Annotated in this window: 22 protein-coding genes; 10 read left to right on the top strand and 12 right to left on the bottom strand. The window is 63.7% G+C overall.

The genetic code is table 11. The annotated features are described in order from the left end of the window. Positions 1–53 precede the first annotated feature (53 nt). Complete coding sequence (locus tag K0P03_RS17230; RefSeq protein ID WP_050745600.1) at positions 54–1,274, bottom strand: ubiquinone biosynthesis hydroxylase; 1,221 nt, start codon at positions 1,272–1,274, stop codon at positions 54–56. A gap of 99 nt (positions 1,275–1,373) precedes the next feature. Between K0P03_RS17230 and tesB the strand changes: the two genes are divergently transcribed. The 6 genes from tesB (at position 1,374) to K0P03_RS17200 (ending at position 8,799) form a co-directional block, all read left to right on the top strand. Then, the gene (gene tesB, locus K0P03_RS17225; protein WP_023515564.1) at positions 1,374–2,258 is read left to right on the top strand and encodes an acyl-CoA thioesterase II; all 885 of its coding nucleotides are present in this window, start codon (positions 1,374–1,376) and stop codon (positions 2,256–2,258) included. Between the two features lie 218 nt (positions 2,259–2,476). Next, entirely contained in the window at positions 2,477–2,827 is a 351-nt protein-coding gene (locus K0P03_RS17220) for a P-II family nitrogen regulator (protein WP_037408526.1), read from the top strand. Between the two features lie 30 nt (positions 2,828–2,857). After that, entirely contained in the window at positions 2,858–4,219 is a 1,362-nt protein-coding gene (locus tag K0P03_RS17215; RefSeq protein ID WP_272790193.1) for an ammonium transporter, read from the top strand. Between the two features lie 243 nt (positions 4,220–4,462). Next, positions 4,463–7,129 carry a DNA translocase FtsK gene (locus K0P03_RS17210; protein ID WP_272790192.1) on the top strand — a complete coding sequence of 889 codons (2,667 nt, stop codon included), beginning with the start codon at positions 4,463–4,465 and terminating at the stop codon, positions 7,127–7,129. A 98-nt stretch (positions 7,130–7,227) separates the two neighbouring features. Further along, positions 7,228–7,899, top strand: coding sequence for an outer membrane lipoprotein carrier protein LolA (locus tag K0P03_RS17205; protein ID WP_051758750.1), 672 nt, complete (start codon positions 7,228–7,230; stop codon positions 7,897–7,899). A gap of 93 nt (positions 7,900–7,992) precedes the next feature. Continuing rightward, a complete protein-coding gene (locus K0P03_RS17200) occupies positions 7,993–8,799 on the top strand; it encodes an exodeoxyribonuclease III (protein WP_023516947.1) in 807 nt (268 codons plus the stop codon). Between the two features lie 151 nt (positions 8,800–8,950). Here the strand turns inward: K0P03_RS17200 and K0P03_RS17195 are convergent, their stop codons facing one another. Further along, positions 8,951–9,406 carry a cyclic nucleotide-binding domain-containing protein gene (locus K0P03_RS17195; RefSeq protein WP_023516946.1) on the bottom strand — a complete coding sequence of 152 codons (456 nt, stop codon included), beginning with the start codon at positions 9,404–9,406 and terminating at the stop codon, positions 8,951–8,953. 70 nt (positions 9,407–9,476) lie between these two features. Beyond that, a complete protein-coding gene (locus K0P03_RS17190) occupies positions 9,477–10,160 on the bottom strand; it encodes a response regulator transcription factor (protein WP_272790191.1) in 684 nt (227 codons plus the stop codon). Between the two features lie 110 nt (positions 10,161–10,270). Here K0P03_RS17190 and K0P03_RS17185 point away from each other — a divergent pair, with 110 nt between their 5' ends. Together K0P03_RS17185 and K0P03_RS17180 are read left to right on the top strand one after the other, a co-directional pair. Then, a complete protein-coding gene (locus K0P03_RS17185) occupies positions 10,271–10,816 on the top strand; it encodes a L,D-transpeptidase family protein (RefSeq protein ID WP_023514082.1) in 546 nt (181 codons plus the stop codon). Positions 10,817–10,947: 131 nt separating this feature from the next. Next, positions 10,948–11,778 (top strand): aldo/keto reductase, encoded by an 831-nt coding sequence (locus K0P03_RS17180; RefSeq protein ID WP_023514083.1) that lies wholly within the window; start codon positions 10,948–10,950, stop codon positions 11,776–11,778. Between the two features lie 290 nt (positions 11,779–12,068). On the opposite strand, the gene K0P03_RS17175 is transcribed toward K0P03_RS17180, so the two are convergent. Further along, positions 12,069–12,581: a SixA phosphatase family protein gene (locus K0P03_RS17175; RefSeq protein ID WP_272790190.1), complete on the bottom strand. Its 513-nt coding sequence runs from the start codon at positions 12,579–12,581 to the stop codon at positions 12,069–12,071. A 74-nt stretch (positions 12,582–12,655) separates the two neighbouring features. Continuing rightward, positions 12,656–14,065, bottom strand: a complete 1,410-nt coding sequence (leuC, locus tag K0P03_RS17170; protein WP_272790189.1) for a 3-isopropylmalate dehydratase large subunit — start codon at positions 14,063–14,065, stop codon at positions 12,656–12,658. A gap of 364 nt (positions 14,066–14,429) precedes the next feature. On the opposite strand from leuC, the gene K0P03_RS17165 reads away from it, so the two are divergent. Then, positions 14,430–16,325, top strand: a complete 1,896-nt coding sequence (locus tag K0P03_RS17165; protein ID WP_272790188.1) for a CASTOR/POLLUX-related putative ion channel — start codon at positions 14,430–14,432, stop codon at positions 16,323–16,325. Between the two features lie 6 nt (positions 16,326–16,331). On the opposite strand, the gene K0P03_RS17160 is transcribed toward K0P03_RS17165, so the two are convergent. The 3 genes from K0P03_RS17160 to rplS form a co-directional block, all read right to left on the bottom strand. Continuing rightward, a complete protein-coding gene (locus K0P03_RS17160) occupies positions 16,332–17,138 on the bottom strand; it encodes an amino acid ABC transporter permease (protein ID WP_272790187.1) in 807 nt (268 codons plus the stop codon). Between the two features lie 9 nt (positions 17,139–17,147). Continuing rightward, positions 17,148–17,945 carry a transporter substrate-binding domain-containing protein gene (locus K0P03_RS17155; protein ID WP_050745560.1) on the bottom strand — a complete coding sequence of 266 codons (798 nt, stop codon included), beginning with the start codon at positions 17,943–17,945 and terminating at the stop codon, positions 17,148–17,150. Positions 17,946–18,094: 149 nt separating this feature from the next. Beyond that, entirely contained in the window at positions 18,095–18,613 is a 519-nt protein-coding gene (rplS, locus tag K0P03_RS17150) for a 50S ribosomal protein L19 (protein ID WP_023512165.1), read from the bottom strand. A gap of 304 nt (positions 18,614–18,917) precedes the next feature. On the opposite strand from rplS, the gene K0P03_RS17145 reads away from it, so the two are divergent. After that, complete coding sequence (locus K0P03_RS17145; protein WP_023512164.1) at positions 18,918–19,664, top strand: sulfite exporter TauE/SafE family protein; 747 nt, start codon at positions 18,918–18,920, stop codon at positions 19,662–19,664. Here the strand turns inward: K0P03_RS17145 and trmD are convergent. The 4 genes from trmD to K0P03_RS17125 form a co-directional block, all read right to left on the bottom strand. Next, the gene (trmD, locus tag K0P03_RS17140) at positions 19,646–20,341 is read right to left on the bottom strand and encodes a tRNA (guanosine(37)-N1)-methyltransferase TrmD (RefSeq protein ID WP_272790186.1); all 696 of its coding nucleotides are present in this window, start codon (positions 20,339–20,341) and stop codon (positions 19,646–19,648) included. The two genes, K0P03_RS17145 and trmD, sit on opposite strands and share 19 nt — an antisense overlap. A gap of 1 nt (position 20,342) precedes the next feature. Next, on the bottom strand, positions 20,343–20,921 hold the full coding sequence (rimM, locus tag K0P03_RS17135; protein ID WP_023512162.1) for a ribosome maturation factor RimM: 579 nt from the start codon (positions 20,919–20,921) through the stop codon (positions 20,343–20,345). A 199-nt stretch (positions 20,922–21,120) separates the two neighbouring features. Next, positions 21,121–21,486 (bottom strand): 30S ribosomal protein S16, encoded by a 366-nt coding sequence (rpsP, locus tag K0P03_RS17130; protein WP_130517052.1) that lies wholly within the window; start codon positions 21,484–21,486, stop codon positions 21,121–21,123. A 35-nt stretch (positions 21,487–21,521) separates the two neighbouring features. Further along, a complete protein-coding gene (locus K0P03_RS17125) occupies positions 21,522–21,845 on the bottom strand; it encodes a chorismate mutase (protein WP_023512160.1) in 324 nt (107 codons plus the stop codon). Positions 21,846–21,856: the final 11 nt, after the last annotated feature.

The raw sequence follows: 21,856 nt of genomic DNA, 5'->3' as shown, positions 1-21,856 counted from the left end.
CACGATCGGATTTGAAGGGCCAGGACGAGCGCAGCGTTGTTGCGCCCTGCCAGTCAGATCCGTTGCCCGACCAGCATGCGCGGGTGCCCGTTCCCGGTGGTGCCTTCCGCCTGGCGGATGAAGAAGGATTTCAGTCCCGGCAGCCGATCGACGACGCCGAGGCCGACATCGCGCAGCACGCGCAGCGGCGTCACATCGTTGGAGAAGAGGCGGTTCAGCACGTCCGTGGTCACGCCCATGCGCACCGTGTCGAAGCGACGCCAGCCTTCATAGCGTTCCAGCACGGAGATCGCGCCGATATCGAGGCCGAGGCGATCGGCCTCGACGACGGTTTCGGCAAGCGCCGCCACGTCCTTGAAGCCGAGATTGAGGCCCTGGCCGGAAATCGGGTGGATACCGTGCGCGGCATCGCCCGCAAGCGCGAAGCGCGGCGCGACGAAGGCGCGGGCGAGCGTCAGGCCGAGCGGGAAGGCACGGCGGCCGCCGACGACCTTCAGTGCGCCGAGCTTGTGGCCGAAGCGGCGCTCCAGTTCCTCTTCGAAGACGAGATCGTCGCTCTCGATAAGCCGGCGGGCATCCTCTGTGCGCTCGGTCCAGACGAGCGAGGACCGGTTGCCAGCCAGCGGCAGGGTGGCGAAGGGGCCGGCGGGCAGGAAATGCTCCTCCGCCGTGCCCTCGTGCGGGCGCTCGTGCTCGACTGTCGTAACGATGCCGGATTGGCCGTAGTCGAAGCGCACGGTCTTGATGCCTGCCATGTCGCGCAGCTTGGAGCGCACACCGTCGCAGGCGACGAGCAGGCGGGTCTGGCATTCGGTTCCGTCGGACAGGCGGACCGTTGTCGCATGTTGCTCGGTTGCAAAACCCTCCGCTGACGTTGCCCAACGCATGGGGATGCCGAGCACTTCGGCCTGGCGAAGCAGGCTGCGTGTCACCGCGCGGTTGGGCACCATATGGGCGAAGGGCTGGCCGTCGTCTCCGGAGCCGGCCCCCTCGAAGGTAAGGAAGACGGGACGCACGGGATCGGCCGTGCGCGAATCGGTGATCACCATGCGGCGGATCGGTTCCGCCTCCGGTGCGATCTCGCCCCATACACCAATGACGTCGAGCAGGTTGCGGGCGGCAGCGACGATCGCGAAGGCGCGCTCGTCCTTCTGCCAGGCGTGTTCCGGCGCACCGTCGACCACGGTGACGGCAAGATGCGGGGCGGCCTTCTTGATGGCGACGGCCAGCGACAGGCCGACATAACCACCGCCGGCGACAAGAACGTCGAGCATGGTCGCTTCGGGCATGGTGTACTCCTGGCCGCTTGAGGTCTTCCGTCCCTCTATATAGAGGAGGAGAAACCGTATTCCTACCTGCGGAGTCACGTCCAAATGTCGCGTCAGCCTGCGAAGAACCCCGCCATGGATGTCCTTTTGGAGACGCTGGATCTCGAGCGCCTGGAAAGCCGGCTGTTTCGCGGCAAGAGCCCGCAGGTCGGCTGGCAGCGGGTGTTCGGCGGGCAGGTGATCGGCCAGGCACTGGTTGCGGCGACCCGGACGGTGGAGGCGGGGCGCTTCGTGCATTCGCTGCATGCCTATTTCGTGCGGCCGGGCGATCCCGCCGTGCCGATCATCTACGACGTGGAAAACATCCGTGACGGCGGTTCCTTTGCCACGCGCCGCGTCATCGCCATCCAGCACGGCAAGCCGATCTACTTCATGACGGCATCCTTCCAGGACGACGAGGACGGGCTGGAGCACCAGGCGCCGATGCCCGACGTGCCGCAACCGGAAGACCTGCTCGGCGAGGCGGACCTGAAGCAGCGGTTCATGACCGAGGCGCCGGAGCATATCCGCGCCTACTGGCAGCGACCGCGGCCGATCGAGTTGCGACCGGTTTCGCTGGACCACTACTTTTCGCGGGAGAAACTGGAGCCACGGCAGAACATCTGGGTGCGCACCACCGGCCCGGTACCGGCCGAACGCCATCTGCAGGCTGCCGTGCTCGCCTATCTCTCGGATATGACGCTGCTCGACACCTCGCTCTTTGCGCATGGCACCTCGGTGCTCGACCGCTCGCTGCAGGTCGCCAGCCTCGACCACGCCATGTGGTTCCATCGCCCGCCGAATGTCGACGACTGGCTGCTCTACAGCCAGGACAGCCCCTCCGCCTCAGGTGGGCGCGGGATGACCCGTGGCGCGATTTTCACCCGTAGCGGGACCCTCATTGCCTCCGTGGCCCAGGAAGGGCTGATTCGGAAAAAGGCAACTGACTAATTTTTATCCATCGTTGTATTTACGCCTGTTTTTTGATCATGTGCGTTGGTGATTTTTTGCACTGCACCATGGCTTCTATTTTTATCGGTTTCATTTCAAAAGCTTAGCTAGCCCGTTCGAATCTGGCACGCCCCTTGAATGTGTAGTTCCCAGTCGTGGCTGACGTGACGTCGCCAACGATGAGGAGAGATGGCCCCGGCTGGGGACAAGCACGAAGGATGGGAAACCAGATGAAAATTGTGATGGCCATTATCAAGCCGTTCAAACTCGATGAGGTGCGCGAAGCCCTCACCGCGGTCGGCATCCAGGGCCTGACCGTGACCGAGGTGAAGGGCTACGGGCGCCAGAAGGGACATACGGAAATCTATCGCGGCACCGAATATGCCGTCAGCTTCCTGCCGAAGCTGAAGATCGAGATCGCCGTGCCTGGCGATGTCGTCGACAAGGCCGTCGAAGCGATCGCTTCCGCCGCCAAGACCGGCCAGATCGGCGACGGCAAGATCTTTGTCTACGCGATCGACCATGCCGTGCGCATTCGCACCGGCGAAACCGATTCCGAAGCGCTCTAAGCAAACGGCCTATCAGGGAGCCTTTTCAACATGTCTTCATTTACGCTTTCGCAGACCTTCTCCCGCGTGGCTGCCGCCACGACGGCCGTGCTTCTTCCGGTCGTCGCCTTCGCGCAGGAAGCCGTACCGGCCGCCACCGAGGCCGCCGCTGCCGCGCCCGTGCCGGACAAGGCCGATACCGTCTTCATGTTCCTCGCCACGCTTCTCGTGTTCTTCATGCTGATCCCGGGCCTTGCGCTGTTCTACGGCGGCCTGGTGCGCACCAAGAACATGCTCTCGGTCCTCATGCAGTGCACCGTGATCGGTGCCATGATGATGATCGTCTGGGTGACTTACGGCTATTCCTTCGCCTTCGGCGGATCCACCAGCCCCTATTTTGGCGGTTTTGCGAAGATGTTCCTGTCGGGTGTGACGGTCGACAGCACGGCGGCCACCTTCTCTGATGGTGTCGTTATCCCGGAATACATCTTCATGCTGTTCCAGATGACCTTTGCGGCGCTGACGCCGGCGCTCATCATCGGTGCCTTCGCCGAGCGCATCAAGTTCTCCGCGGTGCTCCTCTTCACCGTTCTCTGGGCCACCTTCGTCTATTTCCCGATCGCCCACATGGTGTGGGACGGTAACGGCCTGATCTTCAACATGGGCGCGCTTGATTTCGCCGGCGGTACCGTCGTGCACATCAATGCCGGCGTCGCAGGCCTCATTGGCGCAATCATGGTCGGCAAGCGTACCGGCTTCGGCAAGGACATGATGGCTCCCCACTCGATGACGCTCACCCTCGTCGGTGCCGCCATGCTGTGGTTCGGCTGGTTCGGCTTCAACGCCGGCTCCAACCTCGAGGCCTCGGGCGGCGCGGTTCTCGCTACCGTCAACACCTTCGTTGCCACCGCTGCCGCGATCCTCGCCTGGTCGGTCGTCGAAACCTTCACCCGCGGCAAGGCTTCGCTGCTCGGTGCCGCCTCGGGCATGATCGCCGGCCTCGTCGCCATCACCCCGGCCGCCGGCTCCGTCGGCCCGTTCGGCGCAATCGTGCTTGGCCTCATCGTCTCGCCGATCTGCTACTTCTTCGTCGCGGTCGTGAAGAACAAGTTCGGTTATGACGACACGGCCGATGTCTTCGGCGTCCATGGCGTCGGCGGCTTCATCGGCGCGCTCGGCACGGGCATCTTCACCGCCCCGTCGCTCGGCGGCACGGGTGGTGCAGATTTCTCCATCGCGTCGCAGTTCATGACCCAGCTTACTGCCGTCGTCATCACCATTGTCTGGTGCGCCGTCGTCTCGGCAATCCTCTACAAGGTGGTCGACATGATCGTCGGGCTGCGCGTCTCGGTCGAAGCCGAGCGCGAAGGGCTCGACCTCTCCTCCCACGGCGAAGCGGCTTACCACTCCTGAGATGCCTGCGGCGGCTCCCAGCGGCCGCCGCCAAACATCCCGTCGCGGCCATAGGATAATCTATGCCGCCCTTGGCCCGGACCCTGTGTCCGGGCTTTTTTCGTTTACCGGGGAGAAACCATGCTGCGGGATCGCATGGTTAACATGCCATTAAGGCTTCCTTCGTAGGGTTCACAGTCAGGCACAGTCCGCGAATCACGCGGGCACCGTGCGATTTCCTTGCGTGGACCATAGGCTGTAACCATGAGCAGAAGCATTTCGGCAGGACTGGACAACCGTCACGACCGCTTCGTTCTGTCGGCATTCGTCTGGCGACAGGTGCAGATCCTTCTCGGGATCATCGTCTTCCTCGGCCTCGCCTTCGCCATTGCCGCGCTGTCCACCTGGAACGTCTCCGACCCCAGCCTCTCTTATGCCTCCAGCGGCGAGCCGGCCAACATCCTCGGCTATTCGGGCGCCGTCTTTGCCGATATCTTCATGCAGTTCTTCGGGCTCGCCAGCGTCATCGCGCTCCTGCCGGTCGTCGCCTGGGGTCTGGCGCTGATCAGCGGTCGGCGCTTCAACCGGGTGCCGCAGCGCGCCGGCGCCTGGCTCGGGGGGGCGATTCTCGCCTCTGCGGCGCTCGCCTGCGTGCCCGGACCCGTCACCTGGCCGCTGCCGACCGGTCTTGGCGGCGTCTTCGGCGACATGATCCTGCGTTTTCCCGCGCTCTTCACCGGTGCCTATCCGACGGGGCTTTTCGCCTCCATTCTCGGTGGTATCATTGCCGTTCCCGCCGCCTGGCTCATGGTCTTTGCAGCCGGCCTGATCGGCTCCGTGGCGATCGACGACGAGGAGGATTTTGCTCCCGTTCCGACGCCGAGCCGGGCGCGCACCGTCGCCGAAGACGACGATGATGACGAGCGGGAAGGCCCACTGACCGTCCTTGCCGGCGCCATGACCCATGCCTGGTACACCGGCCAGGCGCGGTTCCGCCGTATCTTCGGCCTTGCCAACCAGCGCCGCAAGGCGCGGGGTATCGAGCAGCCCTACGATTTCAACGAGGACGAGTTCGGCACGCTGAACGAGCCGTCCCGCGCCCGCACGCCGTCCCGTTCGGCCGACCGCGTCGAGCCCTCCCTCGATGGACGGCGTGTCGTCGTGGCCCCGCCGATGGCTGGCGATGACGACGACCTGCCCTTCGACATGGATGAGCCGATGGCCCGTCCAAACGGCATCCTGCCGGACGACGACATGGACGATATCGCCGCCGACTGGGCACCGCGCCGCGCGCCGGCCCGCCAACCCATGCCGGCGACGACCGCTCGGGTCGTTCCGGCTGCTTCCCGGCCGAAGCCCGGCCAACGCATCGAGCGAGAGGCGCAGACTTCCTTCGTCGGTCCCGATGGCTTTGCCCTGCCGCCGATCCACCTGCTCGCCGAGCCGAAGGGCCAGGTGCGCGACATGACCCTTTCGGCCGATGCGCTGGAGCAGAACGCCCGCATGCTGGAAGGCGTGCTGGAAGATTTCGGCGTCAAGGGCGAGATCATCCATGTCAGGCCCGGCCCGGTCGTCACGCTCTACGAACTGGAGCCGGCCCCCGGCATCAAGTCATCGCGTGTCATCGGTCTTGCCGATGACATCGCCCGCTCGATGAGCGCGATCGCCGCCCGCGTCGCCGTCGTGCCGGGCCGCAACGCCATCGGCATCGAACTGCCGAACCAGAGCCGCGAGACGGTCTACCTGCGCGAACTCATCGCCAGCCGCGATTTCGAGACCTCGAAGGCCAAGCTCGCCATGGCGCTCGGCAAGACGATCGGCGGCGAGCCGGTGATTTCCGACATCGCCAAGATGCCGCACCTGCTCGTTGCCGGTACAACCGGCTCGGGCAAGTCCGTCGCCATCAACACCATGATCCTCTCGCTGCTGTACCGCCTGAAGCCGGAGCAGTGCCGCCTGATCATGATCGATCCGAAGATGCTGGAACTCTCCGTCTATGACGGCATCCCGCATCTGCTCTCCCCCGTCGTCACCGATCCGAAGAAGGCCGTCGTCGCCCTCAAGTGGACGGTCCGCGAGATGGAGGAGCGCTACAAGAAGATGTCGAAGATCGGCGTGCGCAACATCGACGGCTTCAACAGCCGCGTCGAGCAGGCGCTGGCCAAGGGCGAGCAGATCAGCCGCACCGTGCAGACCGGCTTCGACCGCCAGACCGGCGAGGCGATGTACGAGACGGAGGAGTTCGACCTCCAGCCCATGCCCTATATCGTCGTCATCATCGACGAGATGGCCGACCTGATGATGGTTGCCGGCAAGGACATCGAAGGTGCCGTTCAGCGGCTTGCGCAGATGGCGCGCGCGGCCGGCATCCACGTCATCATGGCGACGCAGCGCCCCTCGGTCGACGTCATCACCGGCACGATCAAGGCCAACTTCCCGACGCGCATCTCCTTCCAGGTGACGTCGAAGATCGACAGCCGCACCATCCTGGGCGAACAGGGTGCCGAACAACTGCTCGGCATGGGCGACATGCTCTACATGGCCGGCGGCGGGCGCATCCAGCGCGTGCACGGTCCCTTCGTCTCCGATGGCGAGGTGGAGGCGGTGGTCGCGCATCTGAAGACGCAGGGCGCGCCGCAGTATCTCGATGCGATCACCGAGGACGACGATGACGACGGCGAGGGCGGGAGCGGCCCGGCCGGCACCGCCAATCTCGACGATTCGGACGATCCCTATGACCAGGCGGTGGCTGTCGTGCTGCGCGACGGCAAGGCATCGACCTCCTATATCCAGCGCCGTCTCGGCATCGGCTACAACCGTGCCGCATCGCTGATCGAGCGCATGGAGAAGGAAGGGCTGATCGGCCCGGCGAACCATGCCGGCAAGCGCGAGATTCTCGTGCCGACCGAGGATGAAATTTCGGGACGCTGACCGGGAACGGGCGCGCCTTCTGCGGCGTTTTCACCGGCAAGTCTCGCGTCAGGGCGAAACGCCATTATGGCGCCGCGTTTGGCCCGCATGAGAAACGCATGAAGGAGACCAACATGATCCGATCCGAGAACGGCCGCGCGACCGGAACGCTGACGCGCCGCGGCTTCACCTGCCTGATGGCCTTCACGCTTGCAACCGGCCTTTCGGCGTTTGCGCCCACCGACGCATCCGCGCAGGCGAGTGGTGCCGCCCAGAAGATCGCCGATCACTTCGCCTCGGTGAAAACGATGATGGGTGAATTCGTGCAGTTCGGCCCGCGTGGCGAGCAGACCGGCGGCAAGTTCTACATCTACCGCCCCGGCAAGATCCGTTTCAACTACGAGGAACCCTCGCCGATGCGCGTCATCGCCGACGGCAAGGCCGTCGTGATCGGCAATCGCAAGCTGAAGACCTGGGACCTCTATCCGCTCTCAAAGACACCGCTCAACCTGCTGCTCGGCGAAAAGATCGACCTTTCCACCAAGATGGTGCGCAGCGTGAAGGAAGAGGCGGATCTGACGACGATCGTGCTCGGTGACCGGAACATGTTCGGCGATTCGACCATCACCATGATGTTCGACCCCAAGACCTACGACCTGCGCCAGTGGACCATTACCGATGCACAGGGCAAGGACACCTCGGTGATGATCTTCAACGTCAAGACTGGCATGAAGCTCGACGACAAGGTTTTCTCCATTCCTTACGACGAAGTGCGCAACAAGGGCGGCTAATTCGAGTCGCAGCCGTTTCCGTTTCGCCCTTCATGCGCTAAGACGCCCCGACCGGCCCGTGAGAACGGGCCGGATGTTTTTGAGGGCGATGGCATGGCACTTTCGATTGCGACCTGGAACATCAACTCGGTGCGGCTGCGCATGCCGCTCGTCGAACATTTCCTGAAGACCTTTTCGCCGGACATCCTGTGCCTGCAGGAAACCAAGTGCCCGAACGACCAGTTCCCTTCAAAGCCGCTGAAGGCGCTTGGCTACGAGCATATCGTCATGCATGGCCAGAAGGGCTATCACGGCGTCGCCACCGTCTCCCGCCTGCCGCTGACCGAACTTGTCGAGCGGCGGGACTACTGCGGCGTCGGCGATGCGCGCCATGTCTCGGTGCTCTTCCACCACAAGGGAAAGTCGATCCGCCTGCACAATTTCTATGTGCCGGCCGGCGGCGACGAGCCGGATCGCACGATCAATCCGAAATTTGGCCACAAGCTCGATTTCATCGAGGAGATGAAGCTGCTGCACGCCGAAGCCGAGGCTGGCATTTCCTCGGTCCTCGTCGGCGACCTCAACATCGCCCCGCTGGAACATGACGTCTGGTCGCACAAGCAGCTCCTCAAGATCGTCAGCCACACGCCGATCGAAACGGAGGGCCTGGTCGACGTCATGACGAAGGGGGCCTGGGTCGACCTCATGCGCAGCAAGATACCGGCCCATGAGAAGCTCTATACGTGGTGGAGCTACCGCTCGGCCGACTGGGTCGCCGCCAACAAGGGCCGCCGCCTCGACCATATCTGGTCTTCCGCCGACCTCGAGCCGCACCTCAGCAACATCGCGGTGGTTCGCGAGGCCCGCGGCTGGGAGCGGCCGTCCGACCATGTGCCTGTCATTGCCGAATTCGATTTCTGAGGTGGTTTGCCCTTCACCCTAACCCTCTTCCCCGCAGGCGGAGAGAGGGAACGTGCCCCGCGCGTGGAGTTGGTTGGGGAAACCGGTGCGGCAATTCCCTTCGCCCCGCTTGCGGGGAGAAGGTGGCGGCAGGCCGGATGAGGGCCTTGCCTCACGCAAACCGCCCGGCAAGCCCCCGCATCGAGCTGATCATTGCCGCGAGGTTTTCGCGGATGCGGGCATCGACGAGCACGGCGACGTCGGGATACTCTTCCAGCATGCGCCGGAAGAGCGGGCGGTTGATGCGGATGACCTCGCTGTCCTCCGTCGCCACGGCCGTGTATTTACGCTCGACGGCGGAAATCATCGCAAGTTCGGAAAGCAGGGTGCCGGCACCGGCCGTGCCTTCGTCCCGCGTTGCCCCGTCGCGTAGCGTCGAGGTCAGCCGGAACGCGCCATAGGCGACGACGAAGCCGCAATCCGCCGATGTGCCCTCGCGAAACAGCGTCTGCCCCTCCACCAGCCGCCGGCGCTCGGCGCCGAAGGCCATCAGCCGGAGCTTGTCGTCGGCAAGGCCGGCGAAGAGCGGCACGCGGGAAAGAAGGGCGATGTCGTCGCTGAGACCCACGGCGGGCGCTCCTCAAAAGCAATTCCAGGAAAGGTGCGAAGCGGTTTTCCGCCCGGAACTGCGTGAAATTCTAAGGTACGATCTTGTAACCGCCGTTCTCTGTCACGAGAATCTCCGCATTGGAAGGGTCCCGTTCGATCTTCTGGCGCAGGCGATAGACATGGGTCTCCAGCGTGTGGGTCGTGACGCCGGAATTATAGCCCCAGACCTCTTCGAGCAGCACGTCGCGCGTCACCACCTTCTGGTCGGCACGGTACAGGTAGCGGATGATCGCCGCCTCTTTCTCGGTCAGGCGGATCTTCTGGCCGTTTTCCAGCGTCAGCAGCTTCTGGCCGGGCTTGAACGTGTAGGGGCCGACCGTGAAGGTGGCGTCTTCGCTGCTCTCGTGCTGGCGCAGTTGGGCGCGGATGCGCGCGAGAAGAACGGCGAAGCGGAAGGGCTTCGTCACATAGTCGTTCGCGCCGGCTTCAAGGCCGAGGATCGTGTCCGAATCGGTGTCATGGCCGGTCAGCATGATGATCGGCGCCTTGAAGCCGCCCTTGCGCAGCAGTTTCACGGCTTCGCGGCCGTCCATATCAGGCAGGCCGACGTCCATGATCAGGAGATCGATCTGGTTGGCGCGGGCAGTCTGGATGCCCTTGCCGGCGGTGGTTTCCTCGAGCGTCGAGAATTCCTCGTAGAGCAAAAGCTGCTCGACGAGCGTCTCGCGCAGGTCGTTGTCGTCATCGACAAGTAGGATTGTGCGGGATGTCATGCTTTACCTCTCGGCATTCCTCTGGAAAGTAAGGGAATTGGGACTTTTGGCAAGCCCGCCCATGGCTTAGCCAGTCAGGTTACCACAAGGCGCGAATATGGCGGAGCGACATGAGCCGGATCACATTTCCTGAACATTGCGTGAAGACGATCCTGGTGCGCCCGGCACCGGGCAGGAAAACACGCGCCATCGTCCAGGTCGGCCCCCTGCGCCTGCCCGCCGCCATCGGCCGTTCCGGCGTTACCGCCCGCAAGCGGGAGGGGGACGGTGCGACGCCGATCGCCGCCATGCCGCTTCTCTCCGGCTTTGTGCGCGGCGACCGCCTGTCCCGGCCGCAAAGCCGGCTGGCGCTCCGGCGTATCCGGCCCGATATGCTCTGGTGCGACGCGCCGGAGCATCCGTCCTACAACCGCCTCGTGCGCGGACCCTTCAAGCCGAGCCACGAGGAGATGCAGCGCAAGGACGAGCTCTACGACATCTGCCTGGTGCTCGACTGGAACGTGACTGCGCGCCGACGAAATGCCGGCTCGGCGATCTTCTTCCATCTCATCCGTCCCGGTTATGAACCGACGGCCGGCTGCATCGCCCTTGCGCAGCGGGACATGCTGCGCATCATGCCCTATCTGCGGCGTGGCACGGTCGTGCGCGTGCTTTGAGGATTTTGTCGGCGACGGGCTGAAATGCTGCGATGCGGAGCCTATATCAGCCTCGACCGTCGCCGGGCTTCAAGGCGCCACGGGAAACCCGCCCGGGTTCAAGCACGCCATTTTTTCACGGAGAGATTCTGATGAGCGATCAACCGACAATCCTGTTTCACGACGGCAACAGCATTCCCCAGGTCGGCCTTGGCGTCTGGCAGACCCCGAACGACACGGCCGGAACCGCGGTCAAGGCCGCGCTCGATGCCGGCTATCGGCATATCGATACGGCCGCCATCTATGAAAACGAGGAGGGTGTCGGCGAAGGCCTCCGTACCTCCGGGGTCGCTCGTTCGGAGATATTCCTGACGACGAAACTCTGGAACTCCGAGCAGGGTTACGATGCGACGCTAAAGGCCTTCGACGCGAGCCTGAAGCGGCTCGGCACCGATTATGTCGATCTCTATCTCATCCACTGGCCGGCGCCGAAGCGCGACCAGTATGTCGACAGCTGGAAGGCCTTCATCCAGCTCCAGAAGGAAGGTCGCGCCCGCTCGATCGGCGTGTCCAATTTCTATCCGGAGCACCTGCAGCGGCTGATCGACGAGACCGGTATCACCCCGGTCATCAACCAGATCGAGCTGCATCCGGATTTCCCCCAGAAGGACGCGCGGGCCTATCATGAGAAGCACCGGATCGTCACCCAGTCCTGGAGCCCACTCGGCCAGGGCACGCTCCTGGAAAACCCTGTCGTAGCCAGGGTTGCGGCAAAACATGGTCGCACGCCGGCACAGGTCATCATCCGCTGGCATATCGACAACGGGCTGGTGGTGATCCCGAAATCCGTGACGCCCTCGCGCATCGTGGAGAACTTCAAGGTGTTCGATTTCAGGCTCGACGACGAGGACATGGCGATCTTGGCGAGCCTCGAAAAGGATGGAAAGCGTATCGGGCCTGATCCGATGACGGCAACGTTCTGATGGAGCTCGGGTGACGCTTGCCATCAGTCATGGAATGACGCGGCGGCAGGCGAAACCGTTCAATGGCGCGCCCAACTCTCTCCCGTCACCTCGGACTAGATCCGGGGGACAGCCGTCGCGCGTCTGCGCGGCGAGCGGATACACCGCTCCGGCGAAAGTGTTTTCCCGCGTAAGGACTTGCGCGCGCTGGATGCCGGCTCAAGGCCGGCATGACGAAGGAGAGGTTGGGATAGGGCGAGAAGCCGCCCCGTGGGCCAGCGTTGGAGGATGTTGCAGGCTTCAAGCTTTCCTTACGGCAAGGTCTTCGGCGTCACGAAGGCGTCAAGCCTTCCCTTTCCAGGCGCAGCATCCGCCCACGCCTCGATATCGAAGGCGATCACGGCAAGGCCTGCCGTTGGATACTTCGTGCCTAGCCGGGCTAGCGCACCCGCCTCGCCCTCAGGTGCCAGCAAAGCCACCAGATCCTCGAAACCTGGATTGTGGCCGATGACCAGCAGCGTCCTGCTTTCTGCCGGCGCTTCATGGATGGCCTTGAGGATGGCCGCAGGATCAGCTTCGTAGATCGCCGTCACCGTGCGGGACGGGCAGGGCTTAGCGAGGGCAGGGGCGATGAGAGCCCAGGTTTCCTGCGTGCGGCGGGCGGAAGAGACCAGCGTGAAATCCGGGTTGAGTCCCGCTGCAGAAATGTGCGCACCCATGCGTGGGGCATCGCGGCGGCCACGGTCGGCGAGGGGGCGGTCGTGGTCCTCGACGCCATCCGGCCAGGCGGATTTGGCGTGGCGCAGGAGGAGAAGGTGTTTCATGGGAATTTCTCCTTCAAACGAAAAGGCCGGGAGCATGCTCCCGGCCTTCTATCATATCGGCAATGACGCCGGGATCACGTCCAGTCGCGGATATCGACGAAATGGCCGGCGATTGCAGCGGCAGCGGCCATGGCCGGGGAAACGAGGTGCGTGCGGCCCTTGAAGCCCTGGCGGCCCTCGAAGTTACGGTTCGAGGTCGATGCGCAGCGCTCGCCCGGCTTCAGGCGGTCGTCGTTCATGGCAAGGCACATGGAGCAGCCCGGCTCGCGCCAGTCGAAGCCTGCTTCCTTGAAGATCTTGTCGAGGCCTTCGGCCTCCGCCTGCTCCTTCACGAGGCCGGAGCCCGGAACGATCATGGCGTTGACGGTGGAGGCCACCGTCTTGCCTTCGACAACGGCGGCGACGGCGCGCAGGTCCTCGATGCGGCCATTGGTGCACGAGCCGATGAAGACCCGGTCAATGGCAATGTCGGTGATCTTGGTATCCGGCTTCAGGCCCATATAGTCGAGTGCGCGCCACTTGGAGGCGCGCTTCGTTTCATCTTCGATGGCGTCCGGGTTCGGCACGACGCCCTCGATGGAGACGACGTCTTCCGGCGAGGAACCCCAGGAGACGATCGGCGGCAGGTTGCCGGCATCGAGCACGACCACGCGGTCGAAATGCGCGCCGTCTTCCGTGTAGAGCGTCTTCCAATAGTCGATCGCCATGTCCAGCGCCTGGCCCTTCGGCGCGCGCGGCTTGCCCTTGATATATTCGAAGGTCTTTTCGTCCGGTGCGATGAGGCCGGCGCGGGCGCCGCCTTCGATCGTCATGTTGCAGATCGTCATGCGGCCTTCCATCGACAGCGAGCGGATTGCCTCGCCGGCAAACTCGATGACGTGGCCGGTACCGCCGGCCGTGCCGATCTCGCCGATGATGGCGAGGATGATGTCCTTGGCAGTGACGCCCGGCGGCAGCTGGCCGTCAACGCGCACCAGCATGTTCTTCGCCTTCTTCTGGATCAGCGTCTGCGTGGCGAGCACGTGCTCGACTTCCGACGTGCCGATACCATGCGCCAGCGCGCCGAAAGCGCCGTGCGTGGAGGTGTGGCTGTCACCGCAGACGATGGTCATGCCCGGCAGGGTAAAGCCCTGCTCGGGGCCGACGATGTGCACGATGCCCTGGCGCACGTCCTTTTCCGAATAATATTCGACGCCGAATTCCGCGGCATTGTTGGCGAGCGCCTCGACCTGGATGCGACTCTCCTCGTTCTTGATGCCCTGGTGGCGATCCGGCGAGGTGGGGACGTTGTGGTCGACGACGGCGAGCGTCTTCTCCGGCGCACGCACCTTGCGGCCGGCCATGCGCAGGCCTTCGAAGGCCTGTGGTGACGTCACTTCGTGAACGAGGTGACGGTCGATGTAGAGAAGACAGGTTCCGTCTTCCTGGCGGCTGACGATGTGGTCGTCGAAAATCTTGTCATAGAGGGTACGGGGTGCGCTCATGGCTCTTCATCCGTCTTGGCAGTTTCTGGGCATGTTGAAGGGTGTAGGACGTTGGCGAGCACGCGGCTCGCTGGACCGCAAGCGGTCAGGATAGGCGGCTGATGAGCGCCCCGAAGACACGCGCAAAGAAGCGTGCCGGCAGGCGCTTGTGATCCTGCAGCACGACGACATGCTTTTCCGTGCATCCGAACTTGGATTCCATACCTCCGCATATAGCGATTTTTCGAAGGCTCGGCAAGTTGACGCGCGGCGGCGGCCATTTACGCTTCTTCCGAAAATTTCCGGCTGCCCTTCTTGCCGCGATCACGAATTTTTGAGACTCGATAGACGTATCCCGGCGGAGAGCCGGCATGAGGGGACATAGATGAAGATGATTACCTGGCGGGATCGCCTGCGCTACCAGTTCGACAAGAGCATGGCAGCAGGGCCGATCGCGCTTATCGGCTGGCTTGCGGTCATTTCGCTGATCGTCATCGTCATCGCCGGCCTGTTTCTCGCCTTGACCGGAATCACTCCGGAAGGGGGTGAGCCCGTCTCCTTCATCGAGGGTGCCTGGGAATCCCTGATGCGCACCATGGACGCCGGCACGATGGGCGGCGATGCCGGCTGGAGCTTCCGCGGCGTGTCACTCGTCGTCACGGTCGCCGGCATCTTCGTCTTCTCCGCGCTTATCGGTGTTCTCAGCTCGGGTCTTGACGAGAAGCTGGACGAGTTGCGCAAGGGTCGCTCGCACGTGCTCGAAAAGGAGCACACGATCATCTTCAACTGGTCGTCCTCGATCTTCGACGTGATTTCCGAGCTTGTCATTGCCAACCAGAGCCGCCGCAACCCGCGTATCGTCATCATGGCGAGCAAGGACAAGGTGGAGATGGAGGACGAGATCGCCGACAAGATCGCCGATCTCGGCAACACCCGCATCATCTGCCGCAGCGGCGATCCGACGGACCTCTATGACGTCAACATCGTCAACCCGCAGGCCTCGCGTTCGATCATCGTGCTGTCGCCGGAAAGCGACTATGCGGATTCGGAGGTCATCAAGACGGTGCTGGCGCTGGTCAACGATCCGGACCGGCGCAAGGAGCCCTACCAGATCGCTGCGGAAATCCGCGACGCCAAGAATGCGGAAGTCGCGCGCATCGTCGGCGGTTCGGAACTGCAGCTCGTGCTGGCCGACGAGCTGATCTCGCGCATTGTCGTCAGCTCCAGCCGGCAGGCGGGCCTTTCCGCCGTCTATACGGAACTGCTCGACTTCGACGGGTCTGAGATCTATGCGGTCGAGCAACCGGCGATCGTCGGCAAGTCCTTCGGCAATGCGGTCATGTCCTACGATACCTCGACGCTGATCGGCATCTGCGACACAGACGGCGTGGTGCATCTCAACCCGCCGACAAGCCGACCGATCGCCGCCGGCGAGCGGGCGATCCTCATTGCCGAGGACGATGCGATGATCAAGCTGCGCAGCGGGGATTTCGAGGTCGACCGGGAGATCGTACGCCCGCCCGTCCATCACCAGCCCACCTCGGAACGCACGCTGCTGCTCGGCTGGAACCGGCGAGGGCCGATCATCACGCAGGAGCTGTCGCGGTATGTCGCGCCGGGATCCGAGCTGATGATCGCGGCCAATACACCGGGCCTGGAGAGCGTGGTCGCAGGGCTGTCCTATCTGACGGAGAACCTTGCGGTCCGCTGCGCGGTCATCGATACGACCAACCGTGCGGCACTCGATGCGCTCGACGTGCCCTCTTATGATCATGTGCTGGTGCTCGGCTACAGCGACGACATGGCAGCCCAGCCGGCCGATACCACGACGCTCGTCACCCTGCTGCAGCTTCGCAAGATCGCCGATGCGGCCAACCAGCATATCGGCATCGTCAGCGAGATGATCGATGTGCGCAACCGCAACCTCGCGGCCGTGACGCGCGCCGACGACTTCGTCGTCAGCAACAAGCTGGTCAGCCTCATGCTGGCGCAGGCTTCGGAGAACGAGCTGATGGCGCAGATCTTCGACGAGCTGCTCGACGAGGACGGGTCCGAAATCTACATGCGCCCCGTGACCGATTACATCGCCATCGATCGGCCGGTGAATTTCTACACCGTGACGCTGGCTGCGCTTATCCGTGGCGAAGTCGCCCTCGGTTACAGCCGCGCGGGCGTGTCCGGCCACGACCCGCGCAACATGGGCGGGGTCGTGGTCAATCCGGCGAAATCGGACAAGGTGACGTTCGGTGCCAATGACCGCCTGATCATCCTTGCCCGCTGACGCGCTCTAGGTCCGCCGCAAGCGCCTTTCCAGCGCCCTCAGGGCCAGGGAAAGGCCGATGGTCAGGATAAGATAGACATAGGCGACGATGGAGTAGGTCTCGAAGAAGCGGAAGGAGCCCGACGCGTAGACCTTGCCCATCTGGGTGATGTCGGCGACGCCGAGTACGGAGACGAGCGACGAATCCTTCACCATCGCCACGAAGTCATTGCCGAGCGGTGGCAGGATGACGCGCACGGCCTGCGGAAAGACGACCAGCCGGAAGCGCTGGAAGCGCGACAGGCCAAGCGCCTTCGCCGCCTCGATCTGCCCCTTGTCGACCGACTGGATGCCTGCGCGAAAAACCTCGGCGATGAAGGCCGAATAGCCGATCATCAGCGCGATGATCGCCCGCCACATCAGCGAAAGGTCACGCACCTGCATCGGGTCCATGGTGCCGGCGGCAATAAGCGGCCCGATCGCGAAGTTGATCACCGCCACCAGTGCCGGCGCGCCGACAAAGGCGATGTAGAAGAGCAGGACGAGCACCGGAACGCCACGGATCACCTCCGTGTAGAAGCGGGCGATCTGGCGCAGCGCCTTGCTTTCGGAGAGCGCCATGAGGGCGATGCCGAGGCCGAGCATCGTGGCAAGCAGGAAGGCGACGAGGGTCACGAAGATCGTCACCCACAGCCCTTTCAGCACGACACCGAAGACCTGCGCATAGAGATCGTTTGCGATGATGATGCCGGCAAGAGTAAGCGCGATGACGCCGAGGGCGACCAGCCACCAGGGATAGTCGCCCTTCGCCGTGTCAGAGGAAACGGGAGCCATGGCAGCTCGCTACTGACCCATCTTGTAGTCGAGGAACCACTTCTTGTTGAGATTATCGAGCGTGCCGTCCGCCTTCAGCGCCGCGATCGCCGCGTTGACCGGGGCGACGAGGTCGGATCCCTTCGGGAAGATGAAGCCGAAATCCTCGGTGCCGAGCGGCCCGCCGACCACTTTCAGCTTGCCGCCCGAGGCATCGACATAGCCCTTGGCAGCCACGCTGTCGGTGAGCACGAGATCGACGTCGCCGGCCTGTAGCGCCTGGACGGTCGCGCCGAAGGTCTCGAACAGCTTGATGCGCGGGTTCTGCTCGTTGCCGTCGAGGATTTCATAGACGGCGGTGTAGAAGGGCGAGGTGCCGGGCTGAGCGGCGATCAGACCGTCGGTCAGCGCCGCGAAGGATTTTGCATCGTTGAAGCGTTCTTCGTCGCCACGTACCAGCATGAACTGCTGCGAGCGCATATAGGGGTCGGAGAAATCGACCTTCTCCTTGCGGTCTTCCTTGATGGTGATGCCGGTCATGCCGATGTTGTACTGGTTGTCGGAGACCGCCTGGATCATCGTGTCCCAGCTGGCGTTCTGGTATTCGACCTTGAAGTTCAGCCGCTTTGCGATCTCGTCCATCGCGTCATATTCCCAGCCGATCTGCTTTCCGGTCTTGGGATCGATGAACTGTATCGGCGGATAGGCGTTTTCCGTGACGACGACGACGGTCTTGCCGGCGAGGTCGGGCAGGTCCGCGGCGAAGGTGACGGCGGGCATGAGGGCGGCGGCGGCAAGGCCTGCGAGAACGGCGCGGCGGGAAAACATCAAAACATGCTCCTGAAATTGTGGCGGCGGAACACTCTCACAGGTTCAGGCTGGGAGGCAAGCACGGCGCTTGCGTGCAAAGGCTTTTCCTTGAAACAAAAAAGCCGCCGGCCAGGCCGACGGCTCTTTCGAATGGACGTGCTGCCGGATTATTCGGCGGCGGCTTCCGCAGCCTTTGCGGCTTCGGCAGCTTCTGCTGCGGCCTTTTCAGCGGCGAGCGCCTGGGCGGCTGCTACCTTCTCGGCTTCGAGACGGGCCTTTTCCTCGGCAACAGCCTGGCGCTCGGCGTCGTTCAGCTTGCGGGCGCGCGTACCGGTGTTCTCGACGATACGAGCCGACTTGCCGCGACGATCGCGCAGGTAGTAGAGCTTGGCGCGGCGGACCTTGCCGCGGCGGACGATTTCGACGCTTTCGACGAGCGGCGAGTAAACCGGGAATACGCGCTCGACGCCTTCGCCGTAGGAAATCTTGCGGACGGTGAAGCTCTCGTTGATGCCGCCGCCGGAACGGGCGATGCAGACGCCTTCATAGGCCTGTACGCGGGTACGCGTGCCTTCCGTGACGCGGACGTTGACGCGCACGGTGTCGCCCGGGGAGAATTCCGGGAGGGTGCGCTTGGCTTCGATCTTCGCGGCCTGTTCGGCTTCGAGCTGCTGGATGATGTTCATCGGTCTAACCTTCGTGGTTCTTCTGAAACAGCCAGAGCGCTCGACGGTCACCTTGAGAGGTCATGCCTCGTTCGGTTAGTCCGTTGCCGGACGGAGCGGATTCGCCATTCTTTGATTGCAGGTCGGCGGGAGGTAATCCCAAATCCGTGCGGGCCAATACACCAATCGAACCGGCTTGTCATCCCCGATGCAAAAGAATCCGCACGGGAGAGGCGGTTTTTCGGGCCTTGCCGGGCCAGCGGCACCACGTTATCACGCTTTGCGGAGGAGGCCGCGCTTCTTTGCGGCTGCGGGTGGAAAGATCATGACGCTTGCCGATGCCGTTTTGCTGTTCGTTGCCGGATTCCTGTCCGGCGTGGTCAATGCGATTGCCGGTGGCGGCACCTTCCTCACCTTTGGTGCGATGACACTGGCCGGCCTGCCACCGATCGTTGCCAATGCCACGTCCTCGATCACCCAGTTCCCCGGCTACGTCACCTCCTCGCTTGCCTATGCCAAGGAGATCAGGGCCGACTGGCGCGAGGCTGCGCTGCTCGGGGCGCTCTCGCTTGTCGGCGGGCTTGCCGGGGCGCTGCTGCTGTTGTCGCTCTCCAACCCGTCCTTCCGGGCGCTGGTGCCATGGCTGTTGTTGGCGGCGACCGCCATCTTCGCCGCCGGACCCTATCTGAAGCCCAAGACGCTGAGCCCGGAAAAGCCGATCACGCCGTTCGGCCTTGTCGGCCAGTTCGTCACCTCTATCTATGGCGGCTTCTTCGGCGCCGGCATGGGCATCATGACGCTCGCCGTTCTCGGTCTCACCAAGGGCGGTGACTACCATCGCCTGAATGCGCTGAAGAACTTCCTTGCCGTGGTGATTGCCGGCATGGCGATCGTCGTTTTTGCCAGCGGCAATGTGGTCGGCTGGCCGCAAGCGGCGGTCATGGTGCCGGCGGCGGCGCTCGGCGGCTGGTCCGGAGTCTGGGCGGCACGGCGCGTGCCGCAGCCGGTCATCCGCGGCCTGGTCGTCGCGGTCGGTATCGCGTTGACGATCTATTATTTCGTGACGGGCTGAGTGGCGAGAAGATCCGGCCGTCGCTCGCGCGTCAGCGTCTCTGCCTCATTGCGTCGCCACTTTTCGATCGCCGCATGGTGACCGGAGGTGAGGACACCGGGAATCTCCATGCCTTCCCAGACCTGCGGGCGGGTATAGTGCGGGTGCTCCAGCAACCCGCCTTCGAAGCTCTCATGCTCGCCCGAGAGCGCATTGCCCATGACGCCCGGCAGGATGCGGACGATGGCGTCGAGCAGGATCATCGCCGCCGGCTCGCCGCCGGAGAGGATGTAGTCACCGATCGAGACCTCTTCTAGCTGGCGGCCATCGATGACGCGCTGGTCGACCCCCTCGAAGCGACCGCAGACGATGATTGCGCCGTCGCCCGCCGCCAGTTCCCGCACGCGCGCCTGCGTCAGGGGACGGCCGCGAGGGCTCATCAAGAGGCGCGGACGGCTGTCTCCGTCGGAGGCATGGTCGATAGCACGGGCGAGAACGTCGGGCTTCAGCACCATGCCCGGGCCGCCGCCGGCCGGTGTGTCGTCGACGGTGCGGTGGCGGTCGGTGGTGAAATCGCGGATCTGCACGCAGTCGAGCGCCCAGTCGCCGCGGACGAGCGCCTTGCCGGAAAGCGATTGGCCGAGAAAACCCGGGAACATCTCCGGATAGAGCGTCAGGATGGTGGCGCGGAAAGCCACGTCATTCCCCGCCGTCTTCTTGCGGCGGACGGCGGCGCCTGCTGCCTGGACCTTCGCTCTCTTCCTCTTCCAGGCCTGCGGCGACGGCATCGATCAGAAGGCGCCCGCCTTCGACGTCGATCTCCAGCACGGCCGCTTCGGAGAAGGGAATGAGCACGGGCCGTTTGCCCGGCCCCTTGAGCTCGAGAAGATCGCCGGCGCCGAAATCGAAGATGCCGGTCACCTTGCCGTGGCTGCGGCCGGCGGTATCGACGGCTTCCAGCCCTTCAAGGTCGGCGTAGAAGAACTCGTCCTCGTCCAGCTCCTCGTCCGGCAGGTTGTCGCGCTCGATGTAGAGGTCGGTACCGTTCAGTGCCTCGGCGGCGTTGCGGTCGTTGATGCCGCGAAAACGCACCACGACGACGTTCTTCGCCTCGCGCACTTCGAGCACCTCAAAGGACCGGCCGTCCTCGGTATGCAGATGGCCGTAGTCGCCGATCGCCGTCGGGTCGATCGTGTAGGATTTCACACGGACTTCGCCACGCAGGCCCTGCGCCGCGCCGACGGTGCCCATGAGGACGGGATTTTCCAGTTTCGCCATGGTTTGGTTCCGTGTGGTTTGTGGAGCCTCTTACGATGTTCGTGGCAAGGCTCCAAATGAAAACGGGCGGCGTGAAGCGCCGCCCGTCAGCTTGGTAAAGAACCTCGCCCATCCGCTGACGTCATCCACGCCTCATGTGCGGCGGGTGGATGCCCGGGTCAAGCCCGAGCATGACGGAGGGGAGGCTCGTCGCGAAAGATTATTCGCCAGCGGCAGCAGCAGCGGCGTCTTCTTCCTTCTGCTTCTTTTCGGCAGCGCGCTCGAGCGCCTTCTTGCCCGGCTTTGCCTTTTCAGGGTTGCTGCGGGTGTCGCGCTTCACGACGCCGGCTTCATCGAGGAAGCGGGCAACGCGGTCGGTCGGCTGGGCGCCCTTGGCAAGCCATTCCTTGGCGCGGTCGGCATCGATCTGGACGCGGTTGGCGTCGTCCTTGCCGAGCATCGGGTTCCAGGAACCGAGCTTTTCCAGGAAGCGGCCGTCGCGCGGCGAGCGGGCGTCAGCAACGACGATCTGGTAGTACGGGCGCTTCTTGGAGCCACCGCGGGCGAGACGGATTTTCAGGGACATGTCATTACTCCTTGGATGTGACGTGGCCGCTTTTTTCAAGCGGTGTTCTGGTTGACGCCGCTGTGTTCAGCGGCAATGGCTTCATGGTGCCGGATCACCTCGCGGATGATGAAGTTCAGGAACTTCTCCGCGAAATCCGGATCCAGATTGGCATCCTTCGCCAGGCGGCGGAGGCGTTCGATCTGGTATTCCTCGCGCGCCGGATCGGCCGGCGGCAGTTCATGCGTCGCCTTCAGGACGCCCACCGCCTGGGTGCAGCGGAAGCGTTCGGCGAGCATATGCACAAGGGCCGCGTCGATATTGTCGATCGACTGCCGGTATTCCCCCAATTGCTTCTTGACCTCTTGGTCGATCGTCATCGGCAATTCCC

Source organism: Shinella sp. HY16 (genome assembly GCF_028534175.1).
Taxonomy (GTDB): domain Bacteria; phylum Pseudomonadota; class Alphaproteobacteria; order Rhizobiales; family Rhizobiaceae; genus Shinella.
This window is presented reverse-complemented; position numbering and strand designations above follow the sequence as displayed.